Source organism: Bacillus sp. ISL-7, from assembly GCF_018613065.1.
On record NZ_JAGGQW010000021.1, the window covers coordinates 36091 to 51564 of the forward strand.

A 15474-nucleotide genomic window follows, 5' to 3' on the forward strand; every position below is an offset into this window, starting at 1 on the left:
TAGTCAATAATTCTACGGATTGATGCCGGTTATTTCCGGCTCTTCCGTATTTTGTAATGAAAATACCTAAATGGAGAAGTCAAATGAATGGAAAATATATTTATTTTACAATTGCAGCGTTATTTGGTTTGTTATGTGTTCAATTAATATTTCTTCCTTTTTTCTTATTACAAACCCTGTATCTTTATCTTCTTTATAAATACAAACGATTTATGAAATTTCAACTTGGGCTGGTAGCTGTGTGTTTTTTGACCTTCTTGTTTATCGGTCAACACTCAGTCTCAACCAATAAAACAGTCATCCCCCCATCCACTACCACCTTTAATCTTCAATATACCGAGGACCCAAAAATTGATGGTGACTTATTACAAGTGCAGGCTGCTAATGCACGGTACAAGGAAAAACTCCTCATCCGCTACAAAATCCAATCAGAACAAGAAAAAGATCTATTAAAGACGAAAACCTTTTATCATTGTTTATGCAGGGTGTCAGGCACTCTGGAAAAACCGGCGATTGCCAAAAACCCCAATGCTTTTAATTACCGAATGTATTTATCTAGGAAGAACATTTATTGGATCATAGAGATACAAGAAAACCCATTGCAAACTTGCTCTCCGATGAAACCTTCTCCATTGGAATTGATAAAACAACTTCGATATTCTGGTATTAATTATCTTGAGTCACATTTTCCGATAGAAATCGCTTCACTTTCCGCCGCCTTACTATTTGGTGACAGAAATTTGTTTGACCCGGAAGTTTTAACTGCGTACCAAAAAACCGGTATTGTTCATTTGCTCGCCATTTCTGGACTCCATGTTTCGTTATTAATTGCGATGGTTTTTTATATCGGCATTCGATTCGGACTAACGAGACAGTTTATGATCAATTTTCTTCTCATCATCCTGCCGATTTATGTCATTCTGACAGGCGGTTCACCATCTGTTATTCGCTCAGCGATGATGATTTTCCTCGTGTTACTTACTGTAAAGTTAAGAGCTCGCGTGAGGCTTTTTCCCCTGGATGCTATAAGCATGGCATTTATTTTCTATTTATTTTTTAACCCAATGGTGATTTTTGATGCTGGCTTTCAACTCTCATTCTCAGTGAGTCTGGTGATCATTTTGTCTGCTCCATATATTTTGCAAGGCTATGAAAAGACCATAACGCGTATGCTTGCGACTTCGTTAGTTGCTCAATTAGCTGCACTCCCGTTCTTACTGTATCATTACTTTGAGGTTTCAATGATAGGTATCATCGCCAATATGGTCTATATTCCTCTTTTTTCATTTGTTTACCTCCCAGGATTGTACCTTTTGTTTATCATTCAGTTTATGTTCGGAAAAACTCCGCTTATACTTATTAGTATTTTCAGAACAATCATTAGCCTCTCCAATTATCTTATAGAATATCTTGCTGATTTTACCTTCTTCCGCTTTATCCCTGGAAGACCAAATTGGTTTTTACTCATTATGTATATTTTTATCCTGCTTTTGATTTTTTTTATTTGGGAAACTAAAGCGTATCCGAAAAGGAAGGTCCATCTAATCGTATTGAGTGCTGTGCTGATTATTTTTCAACAAGGCTGGAACTGGTTATATCCATATGGTGAAGTGACCATGATTGATGTTGGCCAAGGGGATAGTATTTTAATTCACCTTGCACATGGTGAAGGAACCTATCTCATTGATACAGGCGGGACAATGAATTATACAGAAGAAAAGTGGAGGGAACGAGCCAGTGCCTTTGAGGTAGGAAGGGATGTAGTGGTTCCCTTTTTAAAAGGACAAGGTATTACCAAGATTGACAAACTAATCTTAACACATGGGGATATGGACCATATTGGGGGGGCATTCTCGATATTAAAAGAGCTTGAAGTAAATCAAATCTTAATGCCTTCTGTAGTCGAGCCATCAACTACTGAACTTGCCATTTTGGAGGAGGCTAAAAAGAAAAATATTGCTGTCATAAAAGTGTCAGAAGGAGACAAGTGGATTAGCGGGGAAAATGAATTTTATATCCTTTCACCTGAAAAGAATTTTGCTGGTGAAAGAAACAGCGGTTCCATTGCCTTTATTGCTCAATTAGGGGGAGTTAGTTGGTTTTTTGGCGGAGATCTTGATCAAGAAGGGGAAGAGAAAATCATAAAAAAATATCCTAATTTAAAGGTTGATGTTTTAAAAGCTGGTCATCATGGGAGTAAAACATCAAGTGCAGAATCTTTTATTAATCAAATTAACCCAAGAATAGCATTAATTTCGGTCGGTGAAAAAAATCGTTTTGGCCACCCACATTCAGAAGTGCTTAACCGATTAAGAAAAACAAATACAGTTATTTTTCGAACCGATCAGCAAGGAGCAATAACCTATAAATTTTATCAAGGAAAAGGAACCATTTCTCCCTATTTACCATAGGATAAAGCATCTCAAGAAAAATTAAAAAAGACTGCACGAATGCAGTCTCCTATATTACTCATATGTAGCCATTCATTATGAACCGATTACTTTAATGACTGTAGCAACAATAAACATTATGGCAAAAAAACCAAAGGAAACCCCAAATCCTACCCCAGAATCAATCGCGTCGTTTCGTTTACTTTGCACATCTTTTTCAAATTCATTCACAGTCTACCCCTCCTATTTCACATATAGTATAAGTCATTCTCAAGAAAAAATCCAGCGTACATCAAAATGCTTTCCTTAACTGACAAGAGTTGTCAAAATAGTGAGACTGATAAAAGGCTACACTAAACTTACACAAGGAACTCCGCCAGACAATAGAATATCCTAGGGCTTCTATTGCAGGCGTTCATTATAGATTGGGAATTAGCACTTATTGATAAGTGCTAATTCCCTTTAAATGCTTGTCAAATTGTCCAAGCTTCTTTACCATATATATGAGTGGGAGAAGGGGAGCGCTGACAAATGGTAGTGGATATTTGGAGAAAAATTAAACAAAAGGAAATTGCTCCTATTTATTTATTATTTGGAACAGAGACATTCTTAATAAATGAAACAAAGCAATTATTACTTAACCATATTTTAAACGAAGAAGAAAAGGATTTTAATTTTGCAAGCTATGATTTAGAGGAAACACCAATTGAGGTTGCAATCGAAGATGCTGAAACCTTTCCTTTTTTAGGAGAAAGAAAAGTTATCTTTTTACATAATCCTGTTTTTTTAACGGCTGAAAAATCAAAAGAAAAGATTGATCATAATTTATCTAGGTTCGAAATGTATTTAAAAGAGCCGGCACCCTACTCAGTATTAGTTATTTCGGCACCATATGAAAAATTGGATGAACGGAAAAAAATAACGAAAGAATTAAAAAGAAATGCTGAAATAGTCGAAGCCAAAAAGTTAAATGAACATGATTTACGAAACTGGGTAAAGAGCAGGGCGAAAAGAAGTGGGATTGAATTTGAACCTGATGCTATTGAACAATTGCTCGCATTGGTTGGAACAAATATGTTTATGATTACAAGTGAAGTGGACAAATTAGCATTATACGCTGCAGATGAAAAAAGAATTGATGTCAGCCTAGTGGAAAAATTAGTTGCTCGTTCACTTGAGCAAAATATTTTTACGCTCATTGAAAAAGTGGTTCAGCGAAAACTCGATGAAGCCTTAAGAATTTATTATGATTTGTTAAAACAAAATGAAGAGCCGATTAAGATTCTGGCATTGTTGGCAGGACAATTTAGGTTAATTTATCAAGTGAAGGAGCTCTCAAGAAGAGGATATGGACAGCAGCAAATATCAGGTTTCTTGAAAACACACCCATTCCGAGTCAAACTTGCTCTCGGTCAAGCTCCTAAATTTACAGATGAAGAATTGGCTAATATAATTGACCTCCTTGCTGAAGCGGACTACCAAATGAAAACAGGAGGCATGAATAAATCTTTATTGATTGAGATGTTTCTATTTCATTTAAAGAAATAAAAAAACGATTCCTGTTCAAGGGAATCGTTTTTTTACGCTCAATTATAGAGCGTTAGTTTTTTTCATTAGACGGGATTTTTTACGAGCAGCAGCATTTTTGTGGATAAGACCTTTTGCAGCAGCCTTGTCTAATTTACTAGCAGCAGTTGCAAATACTTCTTTAGCAGCAGCACCGTCGTTAGTAGAAATAGCAGCTTCTACTTTCTTAACAGCAGTACGCATTGCAGATTTCGCAGTTGTATTTTGAGCATTACGAGCTTCGCTTGTTTTTACACGCTTAATAGCAGATTTAATATTAGGCATTACTTTCACCTCCTACAAAGAATCGAGACACTATATGAACTCGACTTAACATTCATAAAAAATAATTCAGAACATGAAATATTTTATCAAATGGAAGCCTATAATGCAATACTTGTTTCTACGAAGAAGAATATCATTTGCATGTTTTATGTCGGAAAGGGCAAAAATAGGGAATAGTTTCTAGATTTTAGGAAAATTTTGATGGGAGTGAATAATAATGGGTGAGTCGATTGACTTAAGTAAGTACTCTGTTCGAACGGATTTGGCAATTGAAGCAAGGGAAATGGTTCTTACACAGCAGAAAGGAACTGTCGGGCAAGAGAAGGATCTTTCACAAATTGAAGGCGTGATTATTAAGGAAAAAGATGTTGATGACATAAAGATTTCATTAGTTGAAGTGACCAAACAGGGTGAACAACAGCTGGGCAAAAAAGCTGGTAGATATTTAACGGTGGAAGTACAAGGGATTCGTCAGCAAAATACAGAGGTACAGCAAAAGGTGGAAGAAATTTTCGCTAGAGAGTTTGCTTACTTTTTGGAGGGAACTGGGATTAAAAAGACGGATTCATGTCTTGTTGTTGGGCTCGGAAATTGGAATGTAACCCCCGATGCACTTGGACCCATGGTATGTGAAAACTTGTTGGTTACACGTCATCTTTTTCAGCTTCAGCCGGAAAATGTCGAAGAAGGCTATCGTTCCGTAAGTGCACTATCACCTGGTGTTATGGGTTTAACCGGGATTGAGACAAGTGATATCATTTTTGGAGTTGTTGAAAAAACAAAACCTGATTTTGTGATTGCCATTGATGCACTAGCATCACGATCGATAGAAAGAGTGAATTCGACGATCCAAATCTCTGATACAGGCATTCATCCTGGTTCTGGTGTTGGTAATAAAAGAAAAGAACTGAGTAAGGAAACCTTGGGTATTCCTGTCATTGCGATTGGAGTTCCGACCGTTGTCGATGCCGTCTCCATTACAAGTGATACGATTGATTTTATTCTCAAGCATTTTGGGAAAGAACTTCGTGAAGGAAATCGGCCTTCGAGGGCACTTGCACCAGCAGGAATGAGTTTCGGAGAAAAGCGAAAATTGACCGAAGAGGATTTACCTGAGGAAAAGCACCGTAAGACGTTTCTTGGGATGATTGGTACACTAGAGGATGATGAAAAAAGAAAATTAATTTATGAGGTGTTATCTCCAATCGGACATAATTTAATGGTCACTCCAAAGGAAGTAGACGTTTTTATTGAAGATATGGCAAATTTGATTGCGAACGGATTGAATTCCTCGCTTCATAGTGCAGTGGACCAAGAGAACGCTGGATTTTATACAAAATAGAAGAATTTTAAGAGGTACTTTCGAAATCTATGTTTTACAGGAAGTGCCTCGAAAATATAACTAGTGGTTCTATCGATTCTAGTATCTTCATAAGATTTACTAGAATCCGATTTGCGAGGTGGAACCATGAAAACTAGAAATTCAGGAACGTTTGTTATGGTACAAGGATCAAGTTTACTAAAAGCCGTTGGATTACTGTTAATATTTATGATAATGATTTTCTCTATTAGTGGATTATTAACCTCGTTAAAGCCACAATATCGGCCTATGTCATCTTCAGTAAATCAGGCTGCAACCAACGTGAATGGAGAGCTGCTTTATCAATTAATGGGCTGGGAAAACCATCATTTTTTATCAGTTGGACAAGATTGGACGTCAACTCCTAAATTAACCAACTTGGTATTTAAGCTATCAAGCAATATAAATTTAAATGATCCTCGAAGCTTGCTTGGCAGAGAGCTTCCCGGATTCTTTCAATTTGATGGGAAAATTCTTGTGGCTGGTGAGGGTACTAATTACACTAATATGCCAATTGAATCTGCACCTCCTATCGAAATTATGAAAGCAGAGAGGGAGGCTGCTTTGCAAAATTTAGAAGGTATCGAGAAGCCATCGGGTGAAAAGCCCCCTTCAACACCGGGACAAACAACAGGGAATCACAAGGTTGTATATGTTTATTTTACACATACGCGGGAATCTTATTTACCCTATCTCAAAGGTGTGACAGACCCTGATAAAGCTTACCATTCACAAATTAACGTCACCAAAATTGGCGATCAATTAAAAACGAGCTTAGAGGATCGAGGAATCGGTACTTTTATTGATAAAACTGATATCCAGGCGAACTTAAATAAAAAAGGTTTAGGTTACCCAAAATCGTACCAGGAATCTCGCCCGGTTGTTCAAGCAGCCATGGCATCAAACCGTGATTTAGATTATTTTATTGATATTCATAGAGATTCACGCCGCAAGAACCAAACAACAGTTAGCATTAATGGAAAGTCCTTTGCAAAGCTTGCGTTTGTAATCGGTGGCAAAAACCCAAATTATGAAAAGAATGCAAAACTAGCAACAGAACTCCACAATCAACTGCAAAAAAAATATAAGGGTTTAAGTAGGGGAGTAATCATTAAAAATGAAGCTGGGTCTAATAGTATCTACAACCAAAACCTTTCCAATAATGCAATCTTAATTGAATTTGGCGGAGTGGATAATACGTTTGAAGAATTAAATCGGTCAGCTGACGCTCTTGCGGATGTATTTAGTGAATTTTACTGGCAGGCTGAAAAAGTTAACAAGGATGTTGAGCAATCAACCAATAAACAATAGATGTAAGGGAGCATTTTTTATGAAGATGTTCATGTTAAAAAGCTTATGCTTAAGCGCTCTCATGTTAATCTCTGTTTTAGTAGGAATGCAATTAGCTAATGATGGTATTCATAAAATGAAAGGCTATGATGATCCCAATTTTCAAAATGCTGTCAGTTTAAATGAAACGGACAATGACCTAAGAGCTACCTTTCTGGGGAATGATATCTCAAGCCATGATCTTGAGGCAAAGAAGAAGAAACTCGAAGAAATAAGTGCTTATAATTTTTTCTCTTCGATGGGAAAGAAGATGTCTGAAGGGATATCAGGTGCCTCCGAAAAAATAGTTGATCTCATAGCTGATTAAAACGTGTAAGTGGCACCTTTTGGGTGCCGCTATTTTATTTTAGGAAATAATCTTATTAGAGTTTCCATTGAATCTTGTTAATCCTATTGATATAATTCAAAATAGTGTATATGTGCGAGTATAGTAGGAGTGAAATACCGTGAACAATAATGAAAGACTTAAACGACAATCAAAAATTAGAAATTTCTCGATTATTGCCCATATCGATCATGGGAAATCAACATTGGCTGACCGTATTTTGGAAAAAACCAATGCCTTAACCTCTCGGGAAATGAAAGACCAGCTATTAGATTCAATGGACCTTGAAAGAGAACGCGGGATTACCATTAAGTTAAATGCCGTCCAGTTAAAATACAAAGCTAAAGATGGAGAAGAATATATTTTCCATTTAATTGATACACCGGGACATGTCGATTTTACGTATGAGGTATCAAGGAGTCTTGCAGCCTGTGAAGGGGCTGTTTTAGTCGTTGACGCTGCACAAGGAATTGAAGCACAGACACTAGCGAACGTTTACCTTGCCCTTGATAACGACCTTGAAATATTACCAGTCATCAATAAAATCGACTTACCTAGTGCTGACCCAGAACGGGTCCGCGGTGAAATTGAGGAAGTCATCGGCTTGGATGCTTCAGAAGCTGTATTAGCTTCAGCAAAAGCTGGTATCGGGATCGAAGAAATCCTAGAACAGGTTGTACAAAAAGTTCCTGCACCAACCGGAGATCCGGAAGCACCATTAAAAGCGCTGATTTTCGATTCCCTCTATGATGCCTATCGTGGTGTTGTTGCCTACATCCGTGTTGTCGAAGGAACTGTTAAAGTTGGCGACAAAGTAAGAATGATGGCTACTGGGAAAGAATTTGAAGTGAATGAGGTAGGTGTATTTACACCAAAAGCGACGTTGCTTGATGAGTTAACTGTCGGAGATGTTGGCTTTTTATCTGCATCGATTAAAAATGTCGGCGATACTCGTGTCGGTGATACGATTACAAATGCGAAAAATGGGGCAACAGAAGCCCTTCCTGGTTACCGCAAACTCAACCCAATGGTTTATTGCGGGTTATATCCAATTGATACAGCGAAATTTAATGACCTGCGTGAAGCGCTTGAAAAGCTGCAGTTAAATGATTCATCACTTCAATTTGAACCTGAAACATCGCAGGCTCTTGGATTCGGTTTCCGTTGTGGATTTTTAGGACTTCTTCATATGGAAATCATTCAAGAACGGATTGAGCGTGAATTCAAAATCGACCTAATTACGACTGCACCAAGTGTTATCTATCACGTTCACATGACAGATGGTTCTGAAATAAAGGTGGATAATCCATCGGATTTACCAGATCCACAAAAAATAGACCGTGTGGAAGAGCCATATGTAAAAGCAACAATGATGGCTCCGAATGATTATGTAGGAACTATTATGGAACTTTGCCAACTTAAACGCGGGATTTTTGTTACGATGGAATACCTGGCTGAAAATAGGGTGAGTATCATCTACGAGATGCCATTAGCGGAAATTGTTTATGATTTCTTTGATCAATTAAAATCAAGCACAAGAGGATATGCATCTTTTGATTACGAACTAATTGGTTATAAGCCTTCGAGTCTGGTTAAAATGGACATATTGTTAAATGCTGAAAAGGTCGATGCACTCAGCTTTATTGTCCATAAAGATTTTGCGTATGAACGCGGAAAAATCATCGTCGAAAAGCTGAAAGAACTTATTCCAAGACAACAGTTTGAGGTTCCTATTCAGGCTGCAATTGGTCAAAAAATTGTTGCTCGTTCCACAATTAAAGCCATGCGTAAAAACGTATTAGCAAAATGTTATGGTGGAGATATCTCTCGTAAACGTAAATTGTTAGAAAAGCAAAAAGAAGGTAAGAAGCGGATGAAACAAGTTGGATCCGTTGAAGTACCCCAAGAAGCATTCATGGCTGTCTTAAAAATGGATGATAACAACACAAAAAAATAAACTAGCGGGAGGTTAGGACAAGCCATTTTTTCGGGCGAATTCTAGCCTCTTTTTGTTACAAGAACAGAGGAAGTGAAAGAAATGATTAAATCTGCTTATCTCCATATCCCCTTCTGCGAACATATTTGCCATTATTGTGATTTTAATAAAGTATTTCTTAAGGGACAGAGGGTAGATGACTATTTAAATGCACTTGATCAAGAAATGAAAATGACGGTTAACCATTTTCCTACAAGTGATCTCCAAACGATATTTGTCGGTGGAGGTACGCCGACATCGTTAAATGAGCAGCAACTGGATCGTTTTTGCGAGAGTATTAACAGGAATTTACCCAAGAGCAAGCAGTTGGAATTTACCTTTGAAGCGAACCCAGGTGATTTAACGAAAGAAAAATTACAAATATTAAAAGATGCAGGTGTAAATCGCCTATCCCTTGGTGTGCAAACCTTTAATGAGGAATTACTAAAAAAAATCGGTCGCGTTCATAAAGCGAAAGATGTTTATCAAACAATTGATAACGCAAAATCTTTAGGCTTTGACAATATCAGCATCGATCTGATCTTCAGTTTACCGTCACAAACGATAACTGATTTTAAAGAGTCGTTAACAGAAGCTTTTTCCCTTGATATCTCACATTACTCAGCGTATTCCTTAATCATTGAACCGAAAACGGTCTTTTATAACTTACTGAAAAAAGGAAAGCTGCCAACTCCTGGTGAGGATGTGGAAGCAGCCATGTATGAATTACTAATGGAAGAAATGGAAAAGCATGGCTTTAACCAATATGAAATTAGTAATTTCTCCAAACCTGGTTTTGAAAGCAGGCATAACTTAACCTATTGGAACAACGAACCCTATTATGGGTTTGGAGCAGGGGCACATAGTTATTTAAATGGGATAAGACGTTCAAATACAGGCCCGTTAAAAAGATATATGGACCAAATTAATAGTGGTATACTCCCTGTTATTGAGGAACATCAGACCACAAAAGTAGAACAAATGGAAGAAGAAATGTTCTTAGGTTTACGCAAAACAGCCGGTGTATCGGTCCGTCACTTTATTGAAAAGTTTGCTGTTGATCCACTTCAGTTATTCGAAAAAGAGATTGCGGAATTAACTGCTAAACAGTGGTTAGAAGTGGGGAAAGATCATATATTTTTAACAAAAAAGGGCCGGTTGTTAGGAAATGAAGTTTTTCAGGCATTTTTAAGATAACCATTGGATTTTATTAACAGTCTTACTTCAGATCGTCTATGTTTCTTTTTGATTGACACCATCCCCCCTTTTTTGATAATTTATTAATATAATTAGCACTCGGTAACTAGGAGTGCTAACAGAGGTGATGAATGTTGTTAACAGATCGTCAATTGTTAATTCTTCAGGTTATTGTTGATGACTTTATTCGATCTGCCCAACCAGTCGGCTCAAGAAGCTTGTCGAAAAAAGAGGAAATTTCCTTTAGTTCGGCAACTATTCGCAATGAAATGTCCGACCTTGAAGAGTTGGGATATATTGAAAAGACACATACCTCTTCAGGGCGTGTCCCATCGGAAAAAGGTTATCGGTATTATGTTGATCATCTCCTGTCTCCACAGGTGTTAAATCAGCATGATGTATCCATTATTCAGTCGATTTTTGCTGAGAAACTTTTCGAGTTCGAAAAAATTATTCAAAGGTCAGCAAAAATATTATCGGAACTAACCAATTACACATCGATTGTCCTTGGTCCTGCAGTAAGTATTAATAAGTTGAAAAGAATTCAAATCATCCCATTAAATAAGGAAACCGCGGTGGCTATTTTTGTAACAGATACGGGACATGTTGAAAACAGGACCTTTTCTTTACCGCCCTCCGTGGATGCAAGTGATTTAGAAAAAACAGTAAATATCTTGAATGATCGTTTAGCAGGAGTTCCTCTTGAAGACTTAAATGATAAAATTTATAAGGAAGTTGCCATGCTCTTAAGGCAGCATATCCATAATTATGATTTAATGCTGCATACGATCGCTGATTCATTAAAAATGCCTAGCAATGAAAAACTTTTCTTTGGTGGAAAAACAAATATGTTAAGCCAGCCGGAGTTTCATGATGTAGCAAAACTGCGCAGCCTGCTAACAATGATTGACCAAGAAGAGTGGATCTATAACTTAATCAGAAATGATTCAGCAGGTATTCACGTCAAAATTGGCACAGAAAATAATAATAGTGTCATGGATAATTGCAGCCTAATCACAGCTACCTATTCAGCAGGGGCTGAAAATTTAGGAACGATTGCCATCCTTGGTCCTACAAGAATGGAATATTCTCGAGTCATTAGCTTATTACAATTTTTTAGTAAGGATTTAACGGCTGTTTTAACAAAGTTGTATCAAAATAAATAGCACTGGAAATATTGAGTAAGGGTGAAAAACCGTTTATTTCACCTAGGTGAAATACCGTATTTTTCATGCCCTTTCTTGTGAATATGAATTTTAATATAAATGGGTGCAAATGCTTTAAGGGAGGTGAGTAAGTTGACAAATGAGAATAATAACACGATAAATGAAGAAGTTGAGATTGAAAATAATGATAATGTTGAACTTACCGATGATAAAACGGTTGAGACTATTTTTGAAGAGGATGGCACAACAGAAAAAGTTGATGTCCTTCCAATTGATGAAAAGGAACAGGAAATTCAATTGCTGAAGGCAAAGTTAGAGGAAGCAGATAATCGATATCTACGACTACAAGCAGATTTTGATAATTTCCGGAGGCGTACTAGATTAGATCTAGAAGCGAGCCAAAAATATAGAGCACAAAAATTAATTACAGATTTACTGCCTGCAATAGACAACTTTGAAAGAGCAATGAAAGTTGAAGCAGATAATGAACAAACAAAGACACTTCTGCAAGGGATGGACATGGTTTACCGTAGTTTGCTGGATGCCTTGAAAATTGAAGGTGTTGAACCTATTGAATCGGTAGGCAAAGAGTTTGATCCGCATCAGCATCAGGCTGTAATGCAGGGTGAAGACGAGAACTATGGCTCTAACATTGTGACGGATGAATTTCAAAAAGGTTATATGTTAAAGGATCGTGTCATTCGCCCAGCAATGGTGAAAGTAAATCAATAAAACTACATATTTTTTTTAGGAGGAAAAGGAAATGAGTAAAATTATCGGTATTGACCTTGGTACAACCAACTCTTGTGTGGCTGTCCTTGAAGGTGGCGAACCTAAGGTTATTCCAAATCCAGAAGGCAATCGTACGGCTCCTTCAGTTATTGCTTTTAAAAATGGGGAACGCCAAGTTGGGGAAGTAGCAAAACGCCAAGCAATTACAAACCCAAATACAATTATGTCGATTAAACGCCATATGGGCACAAATTATAAAGTGGAGATTGAAGGCAAAGAGTACACACCACAAGAACTGTCTGCCATTATTCTTCAATATTTAAAATCTTATGCAGAAGATTATCTAGGCGAGCCAGTTACAAAGGCCGTTATTACAGTTCCTGCGTACTTTAATGATGCAGAACGTCAAGCAACAAAGGATGCTGGGAAAATTGCTGGTCTTGAAGTAGAGCGTATTATCAACGAGCCAACTGCAGCAGCTCTTGCCTATGGATTAGACAAAACGGATCAAGATCAAACAATCCTTGTTTATGACCTTGGCGGTGGAACATTTGACGTTTCAATCCTTGAATTAGGCGATGGTGTATTCCAAGTTAAGTCAACTGCCGGTGATAATCGACTTGGAGGGGACGACTTTGACCAAGTCGTTATTGATTACCTCGTTGATCAATTCAAGAAAGAAAATGGGATTGACCTAGCTCAAGATAAAATGGCGTTACAGCGCCTAAAAGATGCAGCTGAAAAGGCGAAAAAAGATCTATCTGGTGTGACTTCTACTCAAATTTCACTACCATTTATCACTGCTGGTCCAGCTGGCCCGCTTCACCTAGAAGTAACGATGACTAGAGCAAAATTTGACGAATTATCTGCGCATCTTGTAGAGCGGACAATGGGTCCAACACGTCAAGCATTAAGCGATGCTGGTTTAACTCCTTCAGAAATTGATAAAGTGATCCTGGTTGGTGGTTCAACACGTATTCCGGCTGTTCAAGAAGCAATTAAACAAGCAACTGGACAAGAGCCTCATCGTGGTGTTAACCCAGATGAAGTTGTAGCAATGGGTGCTGCTATTCAAGGCGGTGTAATTACTGGTGATGTAAAAGACGTTGTATTGCTTGACGTTACACCATTATCCCTTGGTATTGAAACAATGGGCGGCGTTTTTACGAAGTTAATTGATCGTAATACAACAATCCCTACATCTAAATCGCAGGTTTTCTCAACTGCTGCAGATAACCAAACAGCTGTTGACATCCATGTTCTACAAGGGGAACGTCCAATGGCGGCCAATAACAAGACTCTAGGACGATTCCAATTATCAGATATTCCACCAGCACCACGTGGAATTCCACAAATTGAAGTAAACTTTGATATTGATAAGAATGGAATTGTAAATGTTCGTGCGAAAGATCTTGGTACAAATAAAGAACAACAAATTACCATTAAGTCTTCAACAGGACTGTCAGACGAAGAAATCCAAAAAATGGTCCGTGAAGCAGAAGAAAACGCAGATGCAGATAAGCTTCGCAAAGAAGAAGTGGAACTTCGTAATGAAGCAGACCAACTTGTCTTTACAACAGAAAAAACCTTAAAAGACCTTGAAGGTAAGGTAGATGCAGGGGAAGTTGAGAAAGCAAATGAAGCGAAGGATGCATTAAAAGAAGCAATTGAGAAAAACGATCTTACTGAAATCCGTGCGAAAAAGGATGCATTACAAGAAATCGTTCAAGCTTTGACAGTTAAGCTTTATGAGCAAGCAGCAGCTGCGCAGCAAGCACAACAGGGCGGCCCTGAGGCTGGAAATACTGCCGGTAAAGATGATGTTGTCGATGCAGAATTTGAAGAAGTAAAAGAGGATAAATAAGAGTTTTTTACAGCTCAGAAAAAAGTCAAAGTCAGAACTATGGGCTTTGGCTTTTTTATTGCAATACCATTGGTATAAATGATAGAATAATCTTTATGTGACAGATTCGGGAGTGGGTAATCATGAGTAAACGGGATTACTATGAAGTACTTGGGATTAGTAAAAGTGCTTCAAAGGATGAAATAAAAAAGGCCTATCGAAAGCTTTCAAAAAAATATCATCCAGATATTAATAAAGAAGCAGATGCGGCGGATAAATTCAAGGAAATAACTGAAGCTTATGAAATATTAAGCGATGATCAGAAAAAAGCACATTATGATCAATTTGGTCATACGGATCCAAACCAAGGCTTTGGCGGCGGTGGAGATTTCGGCGGCGGCTTTGGCGGGTTTGAAGATATCTTTAATACCTTTTTTGGCGGCGGTGGAGGCGGAAGAAGACGTGATCCGAACGCACCAAGACAAGGTGCTGACCTTCAGTACACGATGACCGTAACTTTTGAAGAAGCGGCCTTTGGAAAAGAAACAGATATTGAAATTCCACGTGAAGAAACTTGTGGTACATGCAGTGGGTCTGGGGCAAAGCCTGGAACCAAACCAGAAACTTGCCAGCACTGTCATGGAACCGGGCAGTTAAATGTGGAGCAAAACACTCCATTCGGCAGAATTGTAAATCGTCGTACATGTAATCACTGTAATGGTACCGGGAAAGAAATTAAACATAAGTGCTCTACATGCGGTGGTAAAGGAAAAGTACAAAAGCGCAAGAAAATTCATGTTAAAATCCCTGCGGGTATTGATGATGGACAGCAGCTTCGCATGTCAGGTCAAGGAGAAGCCGGGATTAACGGTGGGCCAGCTGGAGATCTTTATGTTGTTTTCCATGTGAGACAGCATGAGTTTTTTGAAAGAGATGGCGATGATATATATTGTGAAATGCCAATCACTTTTGTTCAAGCTTCCTTGGGTGATGAGATTGAAGTACCTACATTGCACGGGAAAGTAAAGTTGAAAATTCCTGCTGGGACGCAAACGGGAAAAAAATTCCGATTAAAAGGAAAAGGTGTTCCTAACGTCCGCGGATACGGTGTTGGAGATCAATATATTCTAGTTCGAATCATTACTCCAACAAAACTAACAGATAAACAAAAGCAACTTTTAAAAGAATTCGCAGATCTTAGTGGCTCTTCTCCCATTGGTGAACACGAAGAAAGTTTTTTCTCAAAAGTAAAACGAGCCTTTAAAAGCGAGTAAGGATTGGAGTT

At 37.9% G+C, this 15474-nt stretch carries 13 protein-coding genes; 11 read left to right on the top strand and 2 right to left on the bottom strand.

Going from position 1 to position 15474, the window contains the following annotated elements:
• Window positions 1-83 precede the first annotated feature (83 nt).
• Window positions 84-2411, top strand: a complete 2328-nt coding sequence (locus tag J7E66_RS05860) for a DNA internalization-related competence protein ComEC/Rec2 (RefSeq protein ID WP_214998460.1) — start codon at window positions 84-86, stop codon at window positions 2409-2411.
• Window positions 2412-2486: 75 nt separating this feature from the next.
• Here J7E66_RS05860 and J7E66_RS05865 read toward each other — a convergent pair whose 3' ends face one another.
• Window positions 2487-2621, bottom strand: coding sequence for a YqzM family protein (locus J7E66_RS05865; protein WP_026563518.1), 135 nt, complete (start codon window positions 2619-2621; stop codon window positions 2487-2489).
• Window positions 2622-2921: 300 nt separating this feature from the next.
• Between J7E66_RS05865 and holA the strand changes: the two genes are divergently transcribed.
• Window positions 2922-3938: a DNA polymerase III subunit delta gene (gene holA, locus J7E66_RS05870; protein ID WP_214998461.1), complete on the top strand. Its 1017-nt coding sequence runs from the start codon at window positions 2922-2924 to the stop codon at window positions 3936-3938.
• A gap of 42 nt (window positions 3939-3980) precedes the next feature.
• Here holA and rpsT read toward each other — a convergent pair whose 3' ends face one another.
• Window positions 3981-4241, bottom strand: a complete 261-nt coding sequence (gene rpsT, locus J7E66_RS05875; RefSeq protein WP_088089041.1) for a 30S ribosomal protein S20 — start codon at window positions 4239-4241, stop codon at window positions 3981-3983.
• Window positions 4242-4458: 217 nt separating this feature from the next.
• Between rpsT and gpr the strand changes: the two genes are divergently transcribed.
• From gpr to dnaJ, 9 genes are all read left to right on the top strand, one after another.
• Window positions 4459-5583 (top strand): GPR endopeptidase, encoded by a 1125-nt coding sequence (gene gpr / locus J7E66_RS05880; protein ID WP_214998462.1) that lies wholly within the window; start codon window positions 4459-4461, stop codon window positions 5581-5583.
• Between the two features lie 126 nt (window positions 5584-5709).
• Window positions 5710-6912, top strand: coding sequence for a stage II sporulation protein P (spoIIP, locus tag J7E66_RS05885; protein ID WP_214998463.1), 1203 nt, complete (start codon window positions 5710-5712; stop codon window positions 6910-6912).
• A gap of 19 nt (window positions 6913-6931) precedes the next feature.
• Window positions 6932-7258 (top strand): DUF3679 domain-containing protein, encoded by a 327-nt coding sequence (locus tag J7E66_RS05890; protein ID WP_214998464.1) that lies wholly within the window; start codon window positions 6932-6934, stop codon window positions 7256-7258.
• A 139-nt stretch (window positions 7259-7397) separates the two neighbouring features.
• The gene (lepA, locus tag J7E66_RS05895; protein WP_214731552.1) at window positions 7398-9233 is read left to right on the top strand and encodes a translation elongation factor 4; all 1836 of its coding nucleotides are present in this window, start codon (window positions 7398-7400) and stop codon (window positions 9231-9233) included.
• Window positions 9234-9314: 81 nt separating this feature from the next.
• Complete coding sequence (gene hemW, locus J7E66_RS05900; protein ID WP_214998465.1) at window positions 9315-10448, top strand: radical SAM family heme chaperone HemW; 1134 nt, start codon at window positions 9315-9317, stop codon at window positions 10446-10448.
• A 134-nt stretch (window positions 10449-10582) separates the two neighbouring features.
• Window positions 10583-11614, top strand: coding sequence for a heat-inducible transcriptional repressor HrcA (gene hrcA / locus J7E66_RS05905; protein WP_214998551.1), 1032 nt, complete (start codon window positions 10583-10585; stop codon window positions 11612-11614).
• Between the two features lie 132 nt (window positions 11615-11746).
• On the top strand, window positions 11747-12346 hold the full coding sequence (gene grpE / locus J7E66_RS05910) for a nucleotide exchange factor GrpE (RefSeq protein WP_251032782.1): 600 nt from the start codon (window positions 11747-11749) through the stop codon (window positions 12344-12346).
• 31 nt (window positions 12347-12377) lie between these two features.
• Window positions 12378-14210 carry a molecular chaperone DnaK gene (dnaK, locus tag J7E66_RS05915; RefSeq protein WP_214998467.1) on the top strand — a complete coding sequence of 611 codons (1833 nt, stop codon included), beginning with the start codon at window positions 12378-12380 and terminating at the stop codon, window positions 14208-14210.
• A 122-nt stretch (window positions 14211-14332) separates the two neighbouring features.
• Window positions 14333-15463 carry a molecular chaperone DnaJ gene (gene dnaJ, locus J7E66_RS05920; protein ID WP_214998468.1) on the top strand — a complete coding sequence of 377 codons (1131 nt, stop codon included), beginning with the start codon at window positions 14333-14335 and terminating at the stop codon, window positions 15461-15463.
• Window positions 15464-15474 lie beyond the last annotated feature (11 nt).

What these genes read in the sequence shown, in the direction of transcription:
- spoIIP (WP_214998463.1), top strand. Translation starts at nt 5,710, where the DNA reads ATGAAAACTAGAAATTCAGGAACGTTTGTTATGGTACAAGGATCAAGT.
- dnaK (WP_214998467.1), top strand. Translation starts at nt 12,378, where the DNA reads ATGAGTAAAATTATCGGTATTGACCTTGGTACAACCAACTCTTGTGTG.
- gpr (WP_214998462.1), top strand. Translation starts at nt 4,459, where the DNA reads ATGGGTGAGTCGATTGACTTAAGTAAGTACTCTGTTCGAACGGATTTG.
- hemW (WP_214998465.1), top strand. Translation starts at nt 9,315, where the DNA reads ATGATTAAATCTGCTTATCTCCATATCCCCTTCTGCGAACATATTTGC.
- rpsT (WP_088089041.1), bottom strand. Translation starts at nt 4,241, where the DNA reads ATGCCTAATATTAAATCTGCTATTAAGCGTGTAAAAACAAGCGAAGCT.
- J7E66_RS05860 (WP_214998460.1), top strand. Translation starts at nt 84, where the DNA reads ATGAATGGAAAATATATTTATTTTACAATTGCAGCGTTATTTGGTTTG.
- holA (WP_214998461.1), top strand. Translation starts at nt 2,922, where the DNA reads ATGGTAGTGGATATTTGGAGAAAAATTAAACAAAAGGAAATTGCTCCT.
- dnaJ (WP_214998468.1), top strand. Translation starts at nt 14,333, where the DNA reads ATGAGTAAACGGGATTACTATGAAGTACTTGGGATTAGTAAAAGTGCT.
- J7E66_RS05890 (WP_214998464.1), top strand. Translation starts at nt 6,932, where the DNA reads ATGAAGATGTTCATGTTAAAAAGCTTATGCTTAAGCGCTCTCATGTTA.